16 protein-coding genes are annotated in these 20,452 nt (G+C 70.3%); 7 read left to right on the top strand and 9 right to left on the bottom strand.

Going from position 1 to position 20,452, the window contains the following annotated elements:
* Window positions 1-41: 41 nt before the first annotated feature.
* Both KGQ19_RS38250 and KGQ19_RS38245 read right to left on the bottom strand, forming a co-directional pair.
* Entirely contained in the window at window positions 42-1,118 is a 1,077-nt protein-coding gene (locus tag KGQ19_RS38250) for a serine hydrolase domain-containing protein (RefSeq protein ID WP_212018570.1), read from the bottom strand.
* A 123-nt stretch (window positions 1,119-1,241) separates the two neighbouring features.
* Complete coding sequence (locus KGQ19_RS38245; protein ID WP_212018568.1) at window positions 1,242-2,702, bottom strand: serine hydrolase domain-containing protein; 1,461 nt, start codon at window positions 2,700-2,702, stop codon at window positions 1,242-1,244.
* A gap of 94 nt (window positions 2,703-2,796) precedes the next feature.
* Here KGQ19_RS38245 and KGQ19_RS38240 point away from each other — a divergent pair, with 94 nt between their 5' ends.
* The 4 genes from KGQ19_RS38240 (at window position 2,797) to KGQ19_RS38225 (ending at window position 6,628) form a co-directional block, all read left to right on the top strand.
* Window positions 2,797-3,591, top strand: a complete 795-nt coding sequence (locus KGQ19_RS38240) for a Clp protease N-terminal domain-containing protein (protein WP_212018566.1) — start codon at window positions 2,797-2,799, stop codon at window positions 3,589-3,591.
* Window positions 3,592-3,699: 108 nt separating this feature from the next.
* Entirely contained in the window at window positions 3,700-4,239 is a 540-nt protein-coding gene (locus tag KGQ19_RS38235) for a SigE family RNA polymerase sigma factor (RefSeq protein ID WP_212018564.1), read from the top strand.
* Window positions 4,236-5,786: a hypothetical protein gene (locus KGQ19_RS38230; RefSeq protein WP_212018562.1), complete on the top strand. Its 1,551-nt coding sequence runs from the start codon at window positions 4,236-4,238 to the stop codon at window positions 5,784-5,786. The genes KGQ19_RS38235 and KGQ19_RS38230 overlap by 4 nt, the downstream gene beginning before the upstream one ends.
* A 218-nt stretch (window positions 5,787-6,004) precedes the next feature.
* Window positions 6,005-6,628, top strand: a complete 624-nt coding sequence (locus KGQ19_RS38225) for a DUF5134 domain-containing protein (protein WP_212018560.1) — start codon at window positions 6,005-6,007, stop codon at window positions 6,626-6,628.
* A gap of 25 nt (window positions 6,629-6,653) precedes the next feature.
* On the opposite strand, the gene KGQ19_RS38220 is transcribed toward KGQ19_RS38225, so the two are convergent.
* From KGQ19_RS38220 to KGQ19_RS38210, 3 genes are all read right to left on the bottom strand, one after another.
* A complete protein-coding gene (locus tag KGQ19_RS38220) occupies window positions 6,654-8,369 on the bottom strand; it encodes a copper resistance CopC/CopD family protein (protein ID WP_307856631.1) in 1,716 nt (571 codons plus the stop codon).
* Window positions 8,370-8,467: 98 nt separating this feature from the next.
* A complete protein-coding gene (locus tag KGQ19_RS38215; protein ID WP_307856630.1) occupies window positions 8,468-9,208 on the bottom strand; it encodes a YcnI family copper-binding membrane protein in 741 nt (246 codons plus the stop codon).
* A 149-nt stretch (window positions 9,209-9,357) separates the two neighbouring features.
* Window positions 9,358-10,053, bottom strand: coding sequence for a hypothetical protein (locus tag KGQ19_RS38210; RefSeq protein WP_212018554.1), 696 nt, complete (start codon window positions 10,051-10,053; stop codon window positions 9,358-9,360).
* Between the two features lie 261 nt (window positions 10,054-10,314).
* On the opposite strand from KGQ19_RS38210, the gene KGQ19_RS38205 reads away from it, so the two are divergent.
* Window positions 10,315-11,274, top strand: coding sequence for a cytochrome c oxidase assembly protein (locus KGQ19_RS38205; protein WP_212018553.1), 960 nt, complete (start codon window positions 10,315-10,317; stop codon window positions 11,272-11,274).
* 217 nt (window positions 11,275-11,491) lie between these two features.
* Here the strand turns inward: KGQ19_RS38205 and KGQ19_RS38200 are convergent, their stop codons facing one another.
* From KGQ19_RS38200 to KGQ19_RS38190, 3 genes are all read right to left on the bottom strand, one after another.
* Window positions 11,492-12,826, bottom strand: a complete 1,335-nt coding sequence (locus KGQ19_RS38200; protein ID WP_212018551.1) for a lipase family protein — start codon at window positions 12,824-12,826, stop codon at window positions 11,492-11,494.
* Between the two features lie 192 nt (window positions 12,827-13,018).
* A complete protein-coding gene (locus KGQ19_RS38195) occupies window positions 13,019-14,851 on the bottom strand; it encodes a vWA domain-containing protein (RefSeq protein WP_212018549.1) in 1,833 nt (610 codons plus the stop codon).
* A gap of 41 nt (window positions 14,852-14,892) precedes the next feature.
* Entirely contained in the window at window positions 14,893-15,957 is a 1,065-nt protein-coding gene (locus tag KGQ19_RS38190) for an ATP-binding protein (RefSeq protein ID WP_212018547.1), read from the bottom strand.
* Between the two features lie 71 nt (window positions 15,958-16,028).
* On the opposite strand from KGQ19_RS38190, the gene KGQ19_RS52270 reads away from it, so the two are divergent.
* Window positions 16,029-18,080, top strand: a complete 2,052-nt coding sequence (locus tag KGQ19_RS52270; RefSeq protein ID WP_212018545.1) for a S9 family peptidase — start codon at window positions 16,029-16,031, stop codon at window positions 18,078-18,080.
* 245 nt (window positions 18,081-18,325) lie between these two features.
* On the opposite strand, the gene KGQ19_RS38180 is transcribed toward KGQ19_RS52270, so the two are convergent.
* Window positions 18,326-18,982, bottom strand: a complete 657-nt coding sequence (locus KGQ19_RS38180) for an SRPBCC family protein (RefSeq protein ID WP_212018543.1) — start codon at window positions 18,980-18,982, stop codon at window positions 18,326-18,328.
* 291 nt (window positions 18,983-19,273) lie between these two features.
* On the opposite strand from KGQ19_RS38180, the gene KGQ19_RS38175 reads away from it, so the two are divergent.
* Complete coding sequence (locus tag KGQ19_RS38175; RefSeq protein WP_212018538.1) at window positions 19,274-19,882, top strand: acetate uptake transporter; 609 nt, start codon at window positions 19,274-19,276, stop codon at window positions 19,880-19,882.
* Window positions 19,883-20,452: the final 570 nt, after the last annotated feature.

The following is a 20,452-nucleotide window of genomic DNA, read 5'->3' as shown; positions in this document are numbered from 1 at the left end:
GTGCCGGGGGTGGGTGGGGCTTGAGCGGTCTTCAGCCGATCTCAGTCCCCGAATACGAGTCGCCGGAACCCGTTGCGCACCGTCGTTATCGGCCCGCGATCGCGGCTGTAGTAGAGCTTGTTCGTCAGCAGCACCGCCCAGCGGTCGCGCACTGGCGATACCCACATAGCGGTGCCCGTGAATCCGTAGTGCGTCCAGACGTCCTCGGCGGTCGACATGCCGGGGACGGTGTGCCAGAACAGGCCGCGCTCGGGCTGTAGGTCGCCGGTGTGCAGGCGTAGCGATTCGCGGATCCAGCGTCGGCCGAAGGCGGCTCCGGCTCCGGCTCCGACTCCGACTCCGACCTCAGGATTGAGCATGTGCTGAAGGAACCGCCCCAGATCGACAGCGTTCGAGAAGACCCCGGAGATCCCGCACACGCCGAGCAGCCGACCCGAATAGTCGTGCACGGAACCGCGAACGTGCGCGCCCGCCTCCTCGTCGAACTCAGTCGGTGCGCACTGCCCGGCCAGCGAAGCCGGCAGCGGTCCGTAGCGCGTGGCCGACATCCCCAGCGGCTCCCAGGCCACGTCACGCGCCACCGCGTCCAGTCGCCGATCCATCAGTTGCTCCACCAGAAAGCCCAGGATCAGTGCCGAGCGGTCGGTGTACTCGACTGCTTCGCCCGCCGGTCGGTGCACCGCCTCGCGGAGCACGCCGAGTCGTACCGCCTCCGGGTCGGTCCCGTAGGAGGCCCGGAGGTTGGCACGGAGCGGGACGCCGGAGGTGTGGGTGAGGAACTGGCGGATCGTGACGGTGCCCAGGGGGAAGCCGAGTGCGTCCGGGAGGTGTTTGGCGAGGGGGTCGTCCAGATCGACGCGGTCGGCTTCCCAGAGCGTGCCGACGGCGGCCCAGACCGCGATTATCTTGGTGAGGCTGGCGAGGTCGAAGAGGGTGTCCGGCCGCATGGGCCAGGAGGTGTCGCTCGGGTCCAACAGTCCTGCCGCGCCCTGTGCCGTCAGGCCGTCGGGACCGCCGACGGCCCAGACCGCGCCGGGGAAGACCCGCCGTTCGACGCCGCCTTCGACCAGCGCGTCGATCTGGGAGGCGAGGTCGGCGGGGCTGGCGGGGCTGTCCATCGGGTCTCGCTTCCGTTCGGGGTGAAATCCGAGCCTAACCGAGCGACCATATGCTTTCCGTCGCCAGGCGCCCGTCACGCACCTCGCCCAGCGCGCCCGGTGCCCGGCCACGCGCCTGTCAGGCTATTGACCAGACACCATGTTCCCCAGGAACGGAACACCGAGTTGCCGCTGCACCAAGGCCAGATGATGCGCCGGCAAGTTCTGCCCCACCAGCCTCTTCATCCCCGCCGGCGTGCCGTCCGCCGCGGCCACATCCCCGATCCCGGAACGGAATGCGGCGGCGTCCCAAGGCGTCCCGTCCGCCACGCTGCTCGCGGCGATGATCGCGTCCACGTCGAAGCCGGTCGGCGCGGCGGTGATGCCGAGCCGGGCCGTGAGCCGGTCCCCGACGATCACCCCGGCCAGGTAGCTCCGGGCGGCTGCCTCGCTGCGCAGCGGCCGGGGATCGGCGCCGTGGACCCAGGCGTCCACGACGTTCAGCATCAGCCGTCCGGCCAGGTGGCTGGGACGCTCGGACGAGCCCAGGTCCCCGAGGTCCCACTGGTTGACCGACGCCGTCACCGCGATCCGCCGCTCCGGCCAGACCCGCGAGACCTGGTTCCAGCCCCACATGTACTCGCCGCCGTGGCCGATGTGATAGCTCGGGGTGCCGTACTGGAAGACGTTCCAGACGTAGCCGATCGTGGTGTCCGGATCGGGGCCACGGCCCGCCTGCGGACTGACCATCGCCTCAGCCGTGGCGTTCGTCAGGATGCTGACGCCGCCCAACCGGCCGCCCCCGGCGATCGCCAGGAGGAAGCGCGCGTGATCGGACGGCGTGGTCAGCGCCCCGCCCGCCGGGTAGAGGCCGGCGTGGATCTGCGGCAGGCGGAACTGGAAGCCGTCGAGCGTGGCATAGCCGGTGGAGCGGCGGTCGAGGAGATCGGCCGGGGCGTAATCAGGGTGCTGAGCCGGTGGGAAGCAGGTCGAGCCCATGCCCAGCGGCGCGAAGAGATTCCCTTGCAGCCACTCGGAAAACGAGACGCCGTCCGGGTTGAGCCGTTCGACCAGATACCCGATCAGACCGATACCGACGTTGCTGTACTGGTATTGCGCTCCGACCGGCGTGACCCACAGTGGCAGAACACTGCCTCCGTAGGCGTCGGTCCGCCCCTCGGCGAGGATCTTCTTGAGCAGGTCCCCCAACGCGATCGGCGGCACCCGGTCGGAGAAGGCGAAGTCCGATCCCAGACCACTGCGATGGGTCAGCAGATCCCGCAGGGTTATCTCGCGCTCGCCGTGCGGGTTGGTGACGCGCAGACCGCCCAGGTGGTCGTTGATCGGGTCGTCGAGCCCGATGAGACCGCGGTCGAGGAGTTGGAGGACCGCGGTCGCGGTGTACGGCTTGGCGTCGGAGCCGGTGGGGCCGACCGTCTCGGGCGTCATCGGACGGCCGGTGGCCAGGTCGGCGTGGCCGTAGCCCTTCGCCCAGACGACCCGGTCGTCGATGCCGAGCGCGATGTTCATGCCCGGGGCCTTGGCCAGGGCGAGGATCTCCGGGACCAGGACGTCGAGGGCTTCGGTCAGGTGGGTCGGGTTCATGCGTCAAGGATCAGCTGCCGCGCCCGATGACGTCAAGGGTGGGATTGACGCGTGGCAAGTCGTCAAGATAGTAATTGACTGCCAGAATGGCCCCGTGCCCGAACTGCCCGACCTCCCCGCGCTGATCGCCGAGCTGGACGCCCGCACCGCCGAGCGCGGCGACCTGGACCGCCTCGAAGCCGCCGAGGAGATCGCGGACGAGCTCACGGCGCTCGGCGCGCGCCTGGTCGGCTACTACGTCGAGCAGGCCCGCACCCGCGGGAACTCGTGGGCCGACATCGGCGGCCACCTGGGCATCAGCCGGCAGGCGGCGCAGCAGCGCTACACCCCGGCGCGCTTCCAGCTGACGCTCGGCGACCTCATCAGCACCGGCGCCCTCAGCCGCCTCACCGACCGCACCCGCACCACGCTCGTCCGGGCCGAAGAGCACGCCAAGCGGCTCGGGAGCGCGACGGTCGAACCGCGGCACGTGCTGCTCGCGATGCTGGACGACGGCGACACGCTGGCCGCGCAGGCGCTCGCTCGGTTGAATGTGGACATCGCCGGCCTGCGGGCGGCGCTGGACCCGGTGGCCGCGGTGGACCCGGTGGACACGCTGAACCCGACGGACCCGGCAGCCACGCCGAACGACGCCGCAAGCTCGCGCGACGCCGCGCCACACGTGACGGCACCGCCCCTCGGCACTCCGGCCCGCCGCCTCCTGGAAGCGGCACTCGCCCAGGCCCTGAAGCTGAACCACAACTACATCGGCACCGAGCACCTGCTCCTGGCCGTGGCCTCCGTCCACACCGACCCCACCGCGCAGCTCCTCGCAGACCGCGGCGCCGGCTACGACCGCGCCCGCGAGGCGGTCCACGCCGTGATCGACGAATACCTCCGGAACCGCTGAGAAACTTTCTCGCCCCCGGCGACAACCGAACCCGCCCCGCCTTCCGTGGATTGGCTGTCAGAACAGTCCGGAAGCTCGGGCACGATCAGGGGATGAGGGGCGGATCGGATGCGCGGACCCGATGAGAAGGAGTTCGGAGACCTGGTCGCCGGGCGCTCCCACGCGCTCAGGCGCACGGCGTACCTGATGTGCGGTGACTGGCACCAGGCCGAGGACCTGGTGCAGATCACCTTCATCAAGCTCTACCGCGCCTGGGGCCGGGTCAACCGCCATGACAACCTGGACGCCTACCTTCGCAAGACCCTGCTCAACGCCTGCATCGACGAGCGGCGCCGGCCGTGGCAGCGCCGGGAACTGCCGACTTCGGCCCCGCCGGACCATCCGGACCGCTCCGCCGTCCTGGTGCACGACCGCGACCTGCTGGTCAGTGGTCTGCGACAGATCGCGCCGGGGCAGCGGGCGGTCCTGGTACTGCGGTTCTGGGAGGACCTGACCGTCGAGGAGACGGCTCGGGTCCTGGGGTGCTCGACCGGAACCGTGAAGAGCCAGACCGCGCGCGGGCTGGCGGCGCTGCGCGCGGTGATCGGCGAGCTCGCGCCCGGCACTCGGATGCCCGACGACGTCTCAGTCTTGAAGGGGAACTCATGAACACCGACCAGGAATGGGCCCGTGAACTGTTCGAGCGTTCGCGGCAGGGCGAGGAGCCGGTCTGGGTCGCCGACCACACCGAGATGATGCGGACCGGGCAGCGCAAGAATCGCGTCAGGGCCCTGACGGCGTCCGGGAGCGTGGTGGTCACGGCCGCGGTGGTGGCGGCGGTCGGGATCGGCGTGTCCGGCGGGGTGGATCAGAAGACGCACGTTCCCGGGCCCGGGCAAGGGACCGGGCCCGCGAAGCCGTCCAGCACTCCGGTGGCCGTGGCCATGGATCCCTCCGACGTTCTCACCTACGCAGCCTTCAACGGCTTCTCGACCAGGGACGACAAGAGCCAGGACCGCGACTTCTTCCACAAGTACTACATCGCCGTCCCGAGCACCACGGCCCGCGACACCGCGCAGCTGCTGAGCAGACTGGACCCGACGCTCGCCCACATCGCGAAGACCGTGCCGCCGACGACACCCGGCAGCGCCCGACTGGTCTCCGACGACGATCCGATGGCGAAGGACATGGCCATGGTGCGGGCCGGCGTCGCGTGGACGGACGACGGAAGCCCGGCGGCCTCGTTGCGGTCACCGCAGGCGACGGCTCCGATGGGCACGCTGGACATGTCGTTCGTGGATTCCGCCGACGAGGGACCGGACCAGGCCGACATCTGCACGATGCTGGCCAGCGGCACCTCCATGCTGGATCCGGTGCAGGTCGACGGCAACGGCTGGACGGACGGGGTGAAATTCAGTCCCTGCGCCAAGAAGACGCTGCCCGACGGTTCCTTCCTCCTGAGTACGACCAAGTCCTACGGCCCCTTCGTCGCCGTCTCCGTCGTCCGGCAGTTCCCGAACGACGGCGGCGCGATGGGGATCGAGTGGGAGAACTTCGCTCCGACGACGTTCAGCATGACGTCGGGACCGGACCCGAAGCGCGCGCTGAAGCCGGACCCGCTCCCCCTCGACAAGCTGATGGCGGCGATGTCCGACCCCGGCCTGGCGGCACCGCTGGCACCGGTGGCGGTCCCCCCGCCGCCGACGAACCTGCTCCAGGCGTCCGACTTCGGCCCCGGCTGGACGTTCGAGCCGGCGTCGTCGCACGCCACGACCGGCGACCTCGTCGTGGACAACGGCTGCGTCAACGAGCAGAACCCGGTGGCCAGCCCACAGACCATCTACGGCTTCGCGGGGAAGACGCCTAGCGGGATCAGCGTCACGGCGAGTGTCGGGGTGGACGTCATGGCGTCCGGCACCGGCGCGAAGTGGATGGGCGACCTGCGGCAGCACGGGAGCGGGGGTTGTGACGTGGCCGGGCTGCCTTACAGCAAGGACACGATGTCGCCGCTGCCGGCCGGGACCGGGGACGACGCGTTCGTCGAGAACTGGTACGGGCAGGGGAGCGAGACGTTCTTTGTCCGCTTCGGCGATCAGATCCTGCGGGTGGATGTGAAGACCGCGGATCAGAAGATGCCCGGCTTCACACAAGCGGACAAGGACTGGTTCGCTGGGCTCGCCGCCAAGGCCGCCGTTCGGCACGACGGCAAGGGCTGAGGACGAAGCCTGGCGGCACCGTCGCCGCCACAGTCGCCGTCGCCGTCGCCGATGCCGCCAGGCATTCACCGATTACGCCACATTCGCCATGGATTATCGCGGCTGCTCCCCGGGAAGGCTCACGCGGGGAGCAGCCGCGATTCTTTTGGCTGTCGGTGGCCGCCGGTATACAAGAACCCGCACGTCTTGCGGCGTATGTGGAAGGCGACGGTGGGGCTATGCCGGGAATGGACATGAGCTCCGGCGGCGGGTCGGCGGTGCCGGTGCTGGCCGAACTCGCCCTTTTCTGGACGGCGACCCTGGTCCACGTGTTGCGCCTCCTGTCCCCGACCCGGCTGCCCGACACCGACCGACCGGCCGATGCCGGACACGCGCTCATGGGCGCGGGCATGACGCTCATGGTGTTCCCCGGGATCTCCACCACGGCATTGCACGTGGCCGCCGTCGCCTACGCCGCCATGGCAGTGCTCTACATCGCACGCGCCACGCTCCGCCGAAGCCCGGCCCAGCACCGCGGCCAACACGCGGCCATCGGCGCCGGCCAAGCGGCGATGGCCTACATGCTCGCCGCGCCCACTCACCCGCCGACGTGGGTACCGCTCAGCGTTGCCGCGGTCCTGGCGGGGTGTGCGGTGGTGCATGGGCGGCGGCTGGTTGATGTGCGGCATGGGCATGGGCATGGCGGGGTCGACAGCGTGGACGGTGCTGTTGGCCTGGATGGTGCTGTTGGCCTGGATGGTGCTGTCGGCGTGGGTGGCGCACCACAGATGCTTGTCATCGTCCCGCATATCGGAGCGCTGGTGATGACCCTGGTGATGGCGGTGATGGTCGGGAATGTCTGAGTTCTGAGTGCCGGCCACCGCGCCTTCAGCGGATGGTGACCGGCACGACCACGGTCGTCTCGTCGATGTCGTCGGTCCGCACGGTCACCGCCAGCTTCCACGCGCCGGCCAACGGAATCGTGGCGCCGCCGTAGTAATGCGACGTCCCAGCCCCGCTCAGCGTCACCGGCAGTGGGCCGAGTTGCCGGTCCGGCAAGGTCAGGCTGGCGGTCAGCTGCGGGACCGACACCGGTTCGCCGGATGGTGTGACGACCTCGATGTGCACGGTGTCGTTGCCGGTCTTCGCGGGGCCGACGAACACCTGCACGCTGCCCTTGCCGTTGGGGCCGCCGGTGTCGAAGGCGACGGTCGTCGATACCGGGGCCGCGAAGGCGGTGCGTGCGGGTGGGGCGTTCACCAGCATGGCCGTGACGGCTAGTACGCCGGTGGCGAGCGCCACTTCCAGGCCGGTCGAGCGGCGCAGCTGGCGGATGGCGATGGCGTCCGGTGTCACGGCCGCCGAGCGCGCCGTGCTGCTTCCACTTCTGCTCCCGCTACCGCTGCCGCCCTTGTTGCTGCTCCCGCTCCCAGCCGAGCCGCTCAGGTAGTGCGCGATCCACACCCGGGCCAGGTAGCCCAGCGCGATCAGCAGCCCGACGCCGAGCAGCTTGACCAACAGCAGCCTGCCGTAGACCGTGCCGGTCAGCGCCCCGAGCGTTCCGACCTGCCGCCACGCCTGATACGTCCCCGTCGCCACCAGTGCGCCGATGCAGCACGCTGCGATGGTCGAGAACCGCCGCACCGCCCGCGCCAACACCGGCACGTCGGCGCCCGCCGGTCGCAGCAGCGCCGCGACCACCACGGTCAGTCCGCCGAGCCAGGTCCCCATCGCCATCACGTGCACGATGTCGAGAGGCAGTGCCAGCGGCACCTGCGAACCGACCCCGGCGTGGTCGGCGGCGGCCCAGGTCGCGGCGATCCCGATCGCCAGGGCGGCCCCGGCCGAAGTGGCCGCGATGCGCAGGTTGACCGACGCCTTCTCCACCTTGGGCAGCAACAGCGCCAGCCCGACGCCGTACAGCCCGAGCAGCATCAGCCGCACCGCCAAGGCCGTGCCGAGCCTGGTGCCGAGGGTGGTGTGCAGGACCGTGGTGTCGAAGACGCGGTCCAGGCCGAACCCGCCGTCGTAAGGGCCCTGCAACCCGAGGACGGCGAGCGTCGCGGCCACCAGTGCGCCCCAGCCGGCGGCGATCATCGCGCGGACCCGGCGAGAGGCGCCTCCGGGTGGCCAGCAGTAGAGCAGGAAGCCGGTCGCGCCGACTATCAAGGCGAAGCCGCCGTAGGCCACGCCGCGCGCGATCCCGTACAAGACGCCGACCGTCTTGCTCCCGCCGGCGTTCAGGGTGTCCTGGGACACCGAGGTCGCGGAGGAGGAACCGACGCTGAACGTGAACGCCCCCGACACCGGGTGCGAGTCCGCCGAGATCACGTGCCAGGCCACGGTGTAGGTGCCGTGGCCCAAGCCCGAGGTCAGGGCGACCTCGACGGTGTCCGAGTGCCCGGTCGGGTGCGACGGGCTGCCCTCGTCCACGCGGCTCCCGGTCGGGGAGAACACCCGCAGCGCGCCGAACTGCATCTGGACCGGCTCGTCGAAGCGGACCGAGACCACAGTCGGCGCGGTCGCGACCACCTGGCCGTCGCTGGGGGACGTCGAGACCACGGTCGCGTGCGCGGAGGCTGACGGGGCAACGGAAATCAGCACCGTCACGACCAAGGCCGCCAGAAACGCCAGGCGGCGTACCGCGGCTCTCGGCCTGAGGCCGGGCGCGAACCCGGCCTCAGGCGATCGATGCACCAGGCTCATTCCGGAGTCCCGGTCCCGGCTCCCTTGCGCCGAGCCGCCGTGATCCCGAACGCGCCGGCCGCGAGGCCCAGCACGCCGATCACGATCCCGGCGATGCCCAGCCCGCGCGCGGTCGAGTCGCTGGTCTTGGCCGAGGCGGTGATCCCGGCCGAGGACGGTGACGAGGCCGGGGCCGAAGCCGTCGCCGTCGCCGTCACCTGCGAGCTCGGCGCCGAAGGCGAAGCCCCGTCAGGTGCCGCGGCGGTCAGCGTCAGCACCGGCGCCGGGTGATCAGGCTCCGGCTGGCCCGGCTGCTGGACGTCGATCCAGCGCACGACATCCCCGTTCGAGTACGTCTGCAACGCCTTGAACGTCAGGCTGTCCGCGTTGTCCGGCAGGCTCCCGAGCATCACCCGGAACCCCTGGTACTGCCCGGGCGGGATCTGCCCGCCACTCCAGGTGATCCGCTGCACGACCTGGGTGACCGTGCCGTCGTCGGTCTTGATCGGGGTGGCGAGGGTGACGTCGTCCACCTTCACCGTCCAGCCCGGCGTCGGCTCGGGCAGCACCCCGGTGATCGGCTTGTCGGTCGGGAAGTCGACCTCGAGCTGTGTGGTGTTGGCCTGGTCCTCCTCGTTGGGGACCCGGAAGGTCAGCTCGACGTCGCTGCCGCCCTTGGCGGTGGTGTCCGGGCCGATGGTGACGTGCGCGGAGGCCGGACCGGCCAGCGCCAGCACGACGAGCACGGCCCCGAACACGGCCGAACTCCGAGCAGGCACCGAACTTCGAGAGCGCATCGAGCTTCGAGAGCGCATGGACATGCTGAGATCTCCACTGTGGGTGAGGAAAGAGCGAAATCGGCGAAGCCGCCATGGCGCTCGCACACCGTGCGGGCGCCGGTGATCCGTTACCGAACCGCGGCTGCCGGTGGCCCTCTCCTGATCACACTGAACAGCAGGACGCGCGCCGCCGCCGGTCGGTGGATTCCGACGCCGACCACGGAGCGGGCCGGCCCCGCCGACCTGATCGGCCGCACACCCGCGGCCCACTCCGCCACCATCCGCCACGAAGCCCCGAGCACCGCTCCGGCCGTCCCGGCCCGCTGGACCACGGCGAACAGCGCGGCCTCACCGCGTCGCAGCCACCAGGCGGTCACCAGGGCGGCCAGCACGTGGGCGATCGTCATGCCGGTCGTGGTGCCGAGGAACGATGAGCTCGACCCTCCGGCCATGCCCGGCATACCACCCATACCACCCATAGCGGGGATATCGGCCATACCAGGCATCGACATCGTCCCGGCAGAGCCGCTCGGCAGGCTAGATACGCTCTGAACACTCAGCGCGCTCTGCGCCTGCGCGGCTTGGAACAGCAGATGCAGACCGATCTGCGACCCGCCGACCAGCAGGCCGATCGTCGCCAGCCGGCGCTCGCCGAGCGCCGCGGCGATCCGGGCGAAGCAGAACACCGCTGCGGCGCCGAGCGCGATCGCGGTGACCGGAATGTCCGAAACCGACATCAACCGGTGCGCGGCCACCGCCAGCAAAGTGCAGACCGCTGCGAACACAGCGGCCCGGGAATTCGGGGCGACACTCCGCGGCTCCATGGCGGACACATCATCGCATCGCACCGCCGTTCCGTCGCCACCACCCCGCCCGGCTCCAGCCGAATCAGGCTGCCGCCGGGACGATGCCCCGTTATGACTGCCGCTATAACGGGCACGCCCGGCTCGGGGCAGCACCGCCCGCAGCGATCACCGCCCGGTGTGCGAGCATTGCCTCAGCCGTCCCACCGACGGCCGGTATCCGCCGCTTCCAGGTGACGGAGTACTCACCGACAGGTCACCAGCAGCCATGAGGAGCGCGCCATGGGCGACGGGATGAGCGGCCCCGGCTGGATGCCCGAGGTCCCGGCCACGCTGGGCCGGCTGTTGGCCTGGCATCCGCAGCCGATCCCGGTCGAGCCGGTCGCCTGCCTGCTGGTCGCGCTGCTCTACGTGCTCGGAGTGTGGCGGCTGCACCGGCGGGGCGACCGCTGGTCCCCCGGCCGCACGATCGCGTTCCTGGCCGGCATCGCCACCATCGTCGAGGTCACCGCGACCGGCATCGGCGGCTACGGGATGCAGCTGATGAGCGTCCACATGGTCCAGCACATGGTGCTGTCCATGGTGAGCCCGGTCCTGCTGCTGCTCGGCGCGCCGATCACACTGGCCCTGCGCGCCCTGCCGGCCGCGCCGCACGGCCGCCTCGGTGCGCGCGAGGTCCTGGTCCACGTCCTGCACTCGCGCTTCGCGAAGGTCATCACCGCGCCGTGGTTCACGCTGCCGGTGTTCGTCGCCAGCTTGTACGGGCTGTACTTCACCTCGCTGTTCACCACGCTCATGAGCAACTGGTGGACCCACGACCTGATGCTCCTGCACTTCCTGGCGGTCGGCCTGCTGTTCTTCTATCCGATCCTCGGCGTCGACCCGGGCCCGCGCCGCGCCAACCCGGTGCTGGGCATCCTGGAGCTGTTCGGCGGCATGCCGTTCCACGCGTTCTTCGGCATCGCGGTGATGATGGAGAGCTCCCTGACCACCACGGTGTTCACCCACCACCCCAGCACCTGGCCGGGCAGTGCGCTCGCCGACGAGCACGCGGCCGGCGCGATCGCGTGGGCGTTCTCGGAGATCCCGAGCGTCCTGGTGCTGCTGGTGCTGTTCATGCAGTGGCGGAAGGCGGACACCCGGGACGCTGTCCGGCGGGACCGGGCCGCCGATCGCGACAACGACGCCGAGCTGACGGCTTACAACCAGTACCTGGCCGGGCTGAACCAGGGCGGCGGCTGAGCGGCGGCTGACCGGCAGCCTTCGGGACCCCTTGAGGCCGCGGCTGATCGGCAGCTGTCGGCGCCGCGACTCGGCGACCGCGACTCCGCGACCCGACTCCGCGACTCCGCGACTACAACCGCGACCGCGACCGCTCCAACCTCCCAGAACGCCGCATCCCGCGAAGCCAAACGGTTCGCGGGATGCGTGAGGACAATCAGTAGCCTGCTGACTCCCCTCAGGAAGCCGGCACCACCTGCTCCGGCGCCAGCGAGTTCCCGGCCGCGATCGAGCCGCAGTCCGAAGGCGCCGCCTTCCCCGCGAACCGGTCGTTCAGCCATCCCAGCGCCAGCGGGGCCCAGGCCACCGCCGTGCCGACGTGGCTCAGCGGGTCGAACTGGTCGAACTTGACCGACCCGTCGCCGGTGGCGCAGTACTGCCGGGCCAGCGCGCGCACGTCTCCGGCCACCATCACCCCGTCGCCGGTGCCGATGCCCGGCGGGTTCGAGAACGTCCCTTCCAGCACGCCGCCGTCGCCCTGCGCGATGTAGCCGGGGATGGTCGGGGTGCCGACCGAGCCGAGGTTGATCTTGTTGACCGCGTTCACGAACTCCGGCACCGAGTCCGGGTCGGCGTACGCCGGCTTGGCCATCTTCTGCCAGGTCAGCCCGGGGTACTCACCCAGCGCGTTGACGATCGACCCCTGCTGCAGCTGGTTGTAGACCTGCATGCCGTAGGGGGTCAGGTACTTGCTGAAGTCGATCCCGTACGAGCGCGCGACGCCGATGATCGCCATCGGGATGACGCCGGACCACACCAGGGATCCGTTGACGTACTTCAGGTTGTGCGCCGGGTCCACCAACAGGCCGCCGTCGGCGAAGCCGACCAGGTCGCGGTTGACGTCCGGCGCGTACGACGGGGCGAGCGCCGCGGCCCAGCCGGTGGCGATGGCGCCGCCGGAATAGCCCTCCAGCCCGAACTTGGTGTCGCTGTTCATCCCGGCCCCGGCCGCACTGCTCGTGGCCGCGCGGATCGAGTCCAGCGTGGTGGTCCCGTACTCGGGGCCGGCCGCGAAGTCGGCGCTCTGGCCCTCGGTGTCCGGGATGACGACGTTGTAGCCCTGCAACACCAGCGGCGCGAGGAACAGGGCTTCGGCGTTGGGGATGACTCCGCCCAGCGTCAGGTCGCCGGCGATGGCCCGCGACGGGCTGTCCGCCGGGTTCAGCGAGTCGTAGAACGACTGGTAGGACACGGCTTTGCCGGTGTCCCCGGTGATGCTGCGGATCACCGACGTCACCCCGGCGCTCGGCCGGCCCTGAGCATCGGTGGTGCGGAACAGAAGCTGGATCGCCGTCACCGGCGTGGGGATTCCGACGACGTGGTACTGCAACGTCCGCGACTTCAGGACGGTGCCCGGCGCGTAGGACGACAACGGCGCCGAGCCGCTGTAGCTGTAGAACGAATCCGTCGTGGCGGCGGACGAGGTCGTGGCCGCGGCGGTGCTGATCCCGGCGGCGGCGAGGGCCACCACGGCCGTGGTCGCGGCGATACGCCTGGCTGGTCTCCTGCGCATGGCACTCCTTGGCGGGTGAAGTGGATCACAGACCTGACTCGGAGTAAGTTACCAACGGGTAATGCCGGTGTACAGAGCTGGAAACAAGCAGTTCACCGAGATAGCGCAGCCGTAGGAAGGCATGCCCCCCGCATGTGACCCCATATGTGACCCCACACATGGCCCCACATATGGGGCCCCCACCGACGACCGTCAGCGGAACCCGAACACCGGCCCGTGCGGCTTGAACGGAAGCGACAGCCCGGCCGGCACCAGATACGCGTGCGGACGCCGCACGGTCAGCACGTCGCACTGCCCGTCGGTGATGATCAGGATCGGCGCGTCGTCCGGGAAGTCGGCGGCCTTCTCCAGCAAGCGGATCCCCGGCTGCAACACCGTCCCGCCCCGGCCCCACACCCGCAACCGGTCGCCGATCTCCTCGACCGGCAGATATCCGGCGTCCTTCGGCGTCACGTCGCAGTAGACGACACGCACCGCCGGGACGTCGCGCGCCGTCGCGAACGAGGCCACCGCGCCGAGCACCTTCCCCAGCTGCCGCACGTCCATCGACGCCGAGGTGTCCAGCAGCACGCCGAACGTCACCCGCGGCACCAGCTCGGCCGGCAGGTACCGGCCCGGCCGCGGGATGTCAGGGGTCGATGACTGACGCCGGGACGGCCGCGCGTAGCTGCGGGCCGGCTCGGCCCGCGGCAGGTACTCGTCGAACCAGCGCGCCAACCGCACGTCCCACTTCGGCGGCGGGTGCTCCAGGGCCTTGATCGCCTGCGTCAGGCCGCCCGGCAGGAAGCCGCGGTCGCTGTCGCGGTGGTAGGCGAGGCCGGTGAGCAGCGCACGCCGGTAGAAGTCATCGAGGTCGGCGGCGCCGCTCTTGTCGTGGACACCGGGCAGCGGCTCGTGCAGCACGTCGCCGATGCCGGCCCCGCGCAGCGTGCGCAGCTTGCGGGCCCGGCGCAGGTCCCGGGCGATGCGGTCGTAGACCTCCTCGGCCGACATCCCGGCGAGCTCCGGGTCGTACAGACAGCCGTCCGGCATCTCGCCGACGGCCATCTCCAGCAGCCAGCCGTTGATCACGTAGTCGGCGGCCACGTTCCACAGGAAGCGGTCACGGCCCCCGACCCGGTCGCCGTGCCGCAGCGCGGCGTGCAGCATCTCGTGGGCCAGGACGAAGCGCCACTGCGGCTCGGTGAGCGAAGCCAGGGGATTGACATAGATCTCACCCGCGGCGGCGTCCACAGCGGCGATCCAGATCCCGTGCGCCTGCGCGACTTCCACGTCCGAGACGATGCTCAGCCCGGACGCGATGCCGCCGAGCAGCGGGTACGACGCCACGAACCAGCTCAGCGCCAGCTCCCAGCGCTTCTTCTGCCGGCTCCCGGACCCCGGGCCCGCGGCGTCGGGACGATCAGCCCCGCCGGCGACGTCGACAGCCGCCGTGACGGACCGGGACAGCGAACGCGCGAAGACGGCGCGCCAGTCCGGCGGCTTGCCGTCCGGAGTCCACTCGCTATGAGCGACCAGAACCTGATCGGGATCGGGCCCGGCGGTGCCGACCAACTCCGGATCGGCGAACGCCGGCGGCACACCGAGATTCCGCCACCGGTCGATCAGCGTCTCCTCGTCCGAACCGCTGGTGTCGACCATCTCCGGCGGCAACGGCGCCCCGACGCGCAGCGCGTCCAGGAACCGGTTGACCACCGCACACCGCGCCGCGATCTCCACGTCATCCGGCTGCGGACGCTCAGCCGCGGTATCGGCCGGGACATGCCCGAACCCCAGGTGCAGCTGGGCATGCGCGACGGCCCACGCCCACCGCTCCGGCGTGGCGCGCTGAGAGATGGAGACGTGCACGGTGCCGTTGGAATCGACCACGCAGTAGCCGCGGCGCGGGGCGTACTGGCAGTTCGGGACCCGGCAGACCGAGCCGACGCTCAGTTCGGCGAAGGCGGGATGCGCGCTCAGCAGGGCCAGGCCCGCCTCGAAGTCGGGGCGGGCCGGATCCGGGATCTTCTTACTGGGCTTGCCCATTCGGCCTCGTCTTTACCTCTAGTCTTCTCGCGCCCTCGGCCCTACTGCCGAGCGGCGACCAATCGCGGCAGGTCCCGGGCCGCCTCGACCAGGAACCAGGTCGGCAGCAGCGGCACGCCGTCCTCGTCGTCGGCAAGCACCGTCTGCGCGATCTCCAGCGAGATCTCGGCCAGCTCGACAAGCAGCGTCTTGGCCCGGAACGCCAACTGCCGACCGGCGTTCGAACCCTGATTCTTCTCGGGCGGCAGCTCCTTGATGAGGCGCGCCCGGAAGGCCTCGGCGAGGTAGTAGAGCAAGTCACGGTCCTGAGGCCGCCGCGGCCACGACGCGTCGCCCTTGAGAATCGCCTCGAACCCGTAGGAGTTCCGCACGATCTTCACCCAGCCGCAGAACCCGGCGGCGTGCGAAGGCGTCAGCGTGCCGGTGGCGAGCACCGTCAGCATCTCCTCCTCAGGCGCCTCGCCCCAGGAGTGCAGCGCGTCGGAAAGCATGTGCCAGGAACGCGGCGTGGAGAACGGCTCCTCGGTCTTCGGCGGCTGCGCCCACAGCTGGTCCGGCCGGTCGGTGAGGTAGTCCAGCACCCACGGATGCACGCCGTTGGCCCCGGCCCACTCGAACCAGTCGGCCGCCGAAGCCCGCAGATGCACGTGGATCAGCCGGTTGACCAGCGCACTGGCCATCGGCCGGGCCAGCGCGTTGTCGGTGGCCCGGTTGCCGGCGCCGATGACGATGGAGCCCTCGGGCAGCTCGTAGGAGCCGATCCGCCGGTCCAGGATGAGGCTGTAGAACGCCTTCTGGACGTCCGGCGCGGCGGCGTTGAGCTCGTCGAGGAACAGGCAGTACGGCTCGTCCCGGGCGATCAGCTCGGGCGGGCAGAACCGGCTGCGGCCCTCCGGCGTGATCTGCGGCACGCCGATGAGGTCTTCGGGCGCGAGCTGGGTGCCCAGCAGCGAAACGCAAGGCAGGGCAAGGCTCTCGGCGAAGGCTCGTACCAACGAGGACTTGCCGATGCCCGGCGCGCCCCAAAGGAAGACGGGCCGAACGGTCGCGGTGGCCAGCAACAAGGTCGGGAGCTGGGACGGAGTGACTGTGGTCGCGGATTGCATGGTGGCTGAATGGTCCCCGCTCGCGGCTCTGGATGTCATGGGGTTTTCGGTTCAGAGGTTAGTGTGCGGGAGTGACTGACGACATTGCGGACGCCCCTGCCACCCCCGCCGACGATGACCGGAACCCCTTCGACGACCTGGCGAAGTTCCTGGAGATCCCGCGGGTCACCGGCCTCGCGCTGGCCCCCGACGGCACCCGGCTGGCGGTCGGGGTGCAGAACCTGTCGCCGGACGGCAAGAAGTTCGTCTCCTCGGTCTGGGAGGTGGACCGCGACGGCGGCGCCCCGTTCCGGCTCACCCGCTCGGCGGCCGGCGAGTCGGCCCCGGCGTTCCTGCCGGACGGCTCGCTGCTGTTCGTCGCCAAACGCCCCGACCCGGATGCGAAGGACGGCGACGACGGCGACGGTTCGGGCTTGTGGCTGCTGCCGGCCCGCGGCGGCGAGGCCCGGCTGCTGGCCGCCCCGCCGGCCGGCGTCGGCAGCGTCGCGGTGGCGCCGAAGACCGGCCGGATCGTGCTGTCGGCACAGGTCATGCCGGAGGCGAAGGACCTGGCCGACGACGCCGAACGGCGCAAGGCCCGCAAGGACGCGAACGTCACCGCGATCCTGCACACCCAGGCCCGGATCCGCGAGTGGGACACACAGCTGGGGCCGGAGGGCACGCGGCTGTTCCTCGCCGAGGCGCCGGGCGCGGACGGGAAGGTGGAGCTTCGCGACCTGACCGGCGACCTGGGGCCGGTGCTGGATTCGTTCGCGGTCAACCGCGACGGGTCGAAGGTCGTCTACGGACGGGTGGTCCCGCTCCAGGCCGGCGAGCACGGCACCGAGCTGCGGCTGCTCGACGTCGCTTCCGGCAAGAGCACGCTGTTCGCCGGTGAGACAGAGCACGAATACTCCGAGCCGGTCATCTCCCCCGACGACACCACCGTCGCCTACGTCCGCACTGGTGTCGAAACGTTCGACCAGACTCCCCCGCGCGTCATCCACCTCCAGTCGCTGGCCGGTGGCCCGGCGACGGCCCTGACCGAGGACCTGGACCGGTGGCCGCAGGGACTGCGGTGGGCGCCGGATTCATCAGCCCTCTACTTCACCGCCGACGAGATGGGCCGCGCGCCGGTGTTCAAGGTGGAAGCGGCGACCGGCACCGTCACCCGGCTCACCGGCGACCGCGCCGCCTACAGCAGCCTCCAGGTCGCCCCGGACGGCCGCACGCTGTTCGCGTTGCGCAGCGCGACCGACGCCCCGGCCCGTCCGGTGCGCCTGGACACCAGCGCCGTGGATCAGGAGCCGGTCCTGTTGTCAGCGCCCGGCGACACAGTCCCGCTGCCCGGCCGGGTCGAGGAGGTGACGGCGACCGCCGAGGACGGCACCGTCATCCACTCCCGCCTGGTACTGCCGGACGGCGCCGACGCCGCACACCCCGCGCCGCTGCTGGTGTGGATCCACGGTGGCCCGATGATGAGCAGCAACGCGTGGGGTTGGCGCGCCAATCCGTGGGTGATGGTGTCCCAGGGCTATGCGGTACTGCTGACCGACTACTCGCTGTCCACGGGCTACGGCCAGGAATTCCTCAACCGGGGCAAGGGCGAGAAGAGCGGGAACCCGTTCCACGACCTGATGTCCGCCACCGACGCGGTCCTCACCCGCCCGGAGATCGACGGCACCCGGACGGCGGCCATGGGCGGCTCGTTCGGCGGCTACCTGACCAACTGGATCGCCACCCAGACCGACCGTTTCAAGGCCCTGATCTCGCACGCCGGCGTCTGGAACGCGCAGCTGCGCACGGTTTCCGACGTTCCCTGGTTCTTCCGGCAGGCCTACGGGGACGTGTTGTTGCAGCCCGAGCACAGCCTGCGCTGGTCACCGCACCTGTACGCGGACAACGTCAGCACCCCGATGCTCATCATCCACGGCAACAACGACTACCGGGTGCCGGTGGCCAACGCCCTGTGGCAGTGGCAGGACTTGCAGCGGCGCGGCAAGGAGGCGAAGTTCTTGTACTTCCCGGACGAGAACCACTGGATCCTCCGGCCGCAGGAGTCGAAGCTCTGGTACGAGACGGTGCGGGCGTTCCTCGCCGAGCATGTGCTGGGCCAGGCGTGGGAGCAGCCTGAGCTTCTGTAGCGGGTCAGGACACTGTCCGGGTCGCGAATCCGGACGCGAATCCGGACGCGAATCCGGACACGAATCCGGACGCGAATCCGGACGCGAATCCGGACGCGAATCCGGACGCGAATCCGGACGCGAATCCGGACGCGAATCCGGACGCGAATCCGGACGCTGATATGGCGCGGTCACCCGCTCTCACTCGGGCGACCGCGCCATATCAGGGTTCGGCGTCGGATCCCCGACGCTGAGCTGCCGAACTTTCAGTGCTGGCAGACGCGCGCCTCGGAAGCCGCCTTCAGATCGGCCAGCCACTGGTCCAGCCCGGGCGCCAGGTAGCGGATCGCGGTGGCGGGGTCGGCCTCGATCTGCGCGCCGGTCCAGCTCTCCTCGGTGCGGACGATCACGCCGCCGGGCACCTTGATGAAGTTCCACACGTGGGTCCCACGGTCGATGCGCAGACCCTCCCCGATCGCCGGACCCATCCACCGGGTGCACTGGCCGGGCCGGACATCCTGCACCGTCGAGGTGATGTCCAGGGTGGTCGCCGGCGTCGAGGCGGTGGCCGGCGCGGGGGTGGTCCAGAGGAACCGCGAGCCCGGCCGCATCGGGCCCGGCGTCAGCGGCTTCATGCTGGTCACGGCCGCCTGCCACTTCGGCCAGGCGGCGACGTCGGTGTGGGTGCGCCACACGACGCTCAGCGGCGCCTTGATGAAGATCTGGGTCTGGTAGTGCAGCTTGGCCGTGGGGTCGATGCCCTGCCCCTGGCAGGTCAGCGGGCGCTGCGCGGCGGCGTTGGCGGTGGCGGCCTCGGCCGGCGAGGCCAGACCGCCGAGCAGCGCGGTGGCGGCGATCGGGAGGGCGAGGAGAGCGGTGCGCAGGCGGGCGGGGCGGCGAAAGGTACGAGCGGTGGCGGTCATGGTGACTCCTTGAGCTGGGGCTGGCCCGGTCGGCGTTAGCTGCTGTCGCTGTAGTTAGAAGCTATAACGAACGGCAGCGAGAGTCAATAGAAAGAGTGAGAGGTTCTAACTGCGCACTGCGCAGGCCTGGATCTGGACCGGCAGCCGAAGCCGGGCAGCGTCGGCCACCAGGAGGTCCACCGGTAGGCCCACCTGCGGGCCGCCCCGCGCTCTCGTCTTTTGTTGAAGTCCGATCTATCCTGGAACGAGCGGAATTGTCTATCCTTTCCTCCGCGGAAAGGGAGTCGCGAAATGAGCGAGACAACCTCCACGCGGCAACCGGCGCCCCCGACTTCCGGCGTCGCCGATCCAGCCGCTCTGGGACTGGCCGGCTTCGCCATGACGACGTTCGTGCTCAGCTTCGTGAACGCGAACATCATCAAGGAGAGCGGCGCGGTGAACGTCGTCCTGGCCTTGGCACTGTTCTACGGCGGCACCGCACAGTTGCTGGCCGGCATGTGGGAGTTCAAACGCGGCAACACCTTCGGCGCCACCGCGTTCGCCTCCTTCGGCGCGTTCTGGCTCAGCTACTGGGCCCTGGTCAAGCTGACGCCGGCCAACGCCGGGGACATCCACCAGGCGATCGGGCTGTACCTGCTGGCCTGGTGCATCTTCACCGCGTACATGACCCTGGCGGCCCTGAAGACCAACCTCGCGGTCCTGGCCGTCTTCGTCCTACTGACCCTGACCTTCCTGTTCCTGGCCATCGGCGCCTTCATGAACGACCCGGCCCCGGACTCGATGACCAAGGTCGGCGGCTGGTTCGGCATCGTCACAGCGGCAGTGGCCTGGTACGCCTCGTCGGCCACGGTGGTGAACGCCACCCACGGCAAGACGGTGCTCCCCACCTGGCCACGCTGACACCGGCGCGACCCCACCAGAGGGACCGCAGGCAGGGCCGGGGAACACACCCTCGCGCCCTGCCATACCTGCCCTGCCATACCCTTGTCAGCCGCACCACATCAAGCGGCTGAACTCGCGCGGGCACGAGTCGGCCCCGACACCGAGCCACGGGGGACGCGTGACCCATCCCGAACCGCACCACGGCCAGCCCGCACCGCAGTTCCCACCACCGATCAACCCATACGGCACCGACAAGAAGCGGCACGCCCCGCAGCCGCAAGCGCCGCAGGGATATCAGCAGCCTTATGCCGCGCCGCAGGAGCAGCAGTACGCGGCTCCCTCAGCCTCAGCATGGCAGCAGCCACATGAGCCCGCGCCGCCCAACCCCGCGTGGCAGCAGACGCCTGCTCCACATCAAGCCCCGCCCGCATGGCAGCAACCTCCTGCGCCGCATCAAGCTCCACCTGCCGCACCAGACTCCGCGTGGCAGCAAGCGCCCGCTCCCCAGCAAGCCCCGCCCGCACCAGCTTGGCAGCAAGCACCAGCGCCCCAGACCTGGCAGCAGCAGTCGCCCGCCCCCTACCAAGC

This window comes from Catenulispora pinistramenti (assembly GCF_018274385.1).
Classification (GTDB): domain Bacteria; phylum Actinomycetota; class Actinomycetes; order Streptomycetales; family Catenulisporaceae; genus Catenulispora; species Catenulispora pinistramenti.
Note: the sequence above shows the minus strand (reverse complement) of the source record. Positions and strands in the feature narration are given on the sequence as shown.

Excerpts from the sequence above, each read along its gene's own strand:
- KGQ19_RS38250 (WP_212018570.1), bottom strand. The coding sequence starts at position 1,118 with ATGGACAGCCCCGCCAGCCCCGCCGACCTCGCCTCCCAGATCGACGCG.
- KGQ19_RS38245 (WP_212018568.1), bottom strand. The coding sequence starts at position 2,702 with ATGAACCCGACCCACCTGACCGAAGCCCTCGACGTCCTGGTCCCGGAG.
- KGQ19_RS38235 (WP_212018564.1), top strand. The coding sequence starts at position 3,700 with ATGCGCGGACCCGATGAGAAGGAGTTCGGAGACCTGGTCGCCGGGCGC.
- KGQ19_RS38230 (WP_212018562.1), top strand. The coding sequence starts at position 4,236 with ATGAACACCGACCAGGAATGGGCCCGTGAACTGTTCGAGCGTTCGCGG.
- KGQ19_RS38225 (WP_212018560.1), top strand. The coding sequence starts at position 6,005 with ATGCCGGGAATGGACATGAGCTCCGGCGGCGGGTCGGCGGTGCCGGTG.
- KGQ19_RS38210 (WP_212018554.1), bottom strand. The coding sequence starts at position 10,053 with ATGGAGCCGCGGAGTGTCGCCCCGAATTCCCGGGCCGCTGTGTTCGCA.
- KGQ19_RS38205 (WP_212018553.1), top strand. The coding sequence starts at position 10,315 with ATGGGCGACGGGATGAGCGGCCCCGGCTGGATGCCCGAGGTCCCGGCC.
- KGQ19_RS38200 (WP_212018551.1), bottom strand. The coding sequence starts at position 12,826 with ATGCGCAGGAGACCAGCCAGGCGTATCGCCGCGACCACGGCCGTGGTG.
- KGQ19_RS38195 (WP_212018549.1), bottom strand. The coding sequence starts at position 14,851 with ATGGGCAAGCCCAGTAAGAAGATCCCGGATCCGGCCCGCCCCGACTTC.
- KGQ19_RS38190 (WP_212018547.1), bottom strand. The coding sequence starts at position 15,957 with ATGCAATCCGCGACCACAGTCACTCCGTCCCAGCTCCCGACCTTGTTG.
- KGQ19_RS38180 (WP_212018543.1), bottom strand. The coding sequence starts at position 18,982 with ATGACCGCCACCGCTCGTACCTTTCGCCGCCCCGCCCGCCTGCGCACC.
- KGQ19_RS38175 (WP_212018538.1), top strand. The coding sequence starts at position 19,274 with ATGAGCGAGACAACCTCCACGCGGCAACCGGCGCCCCCGACTTCCGGC.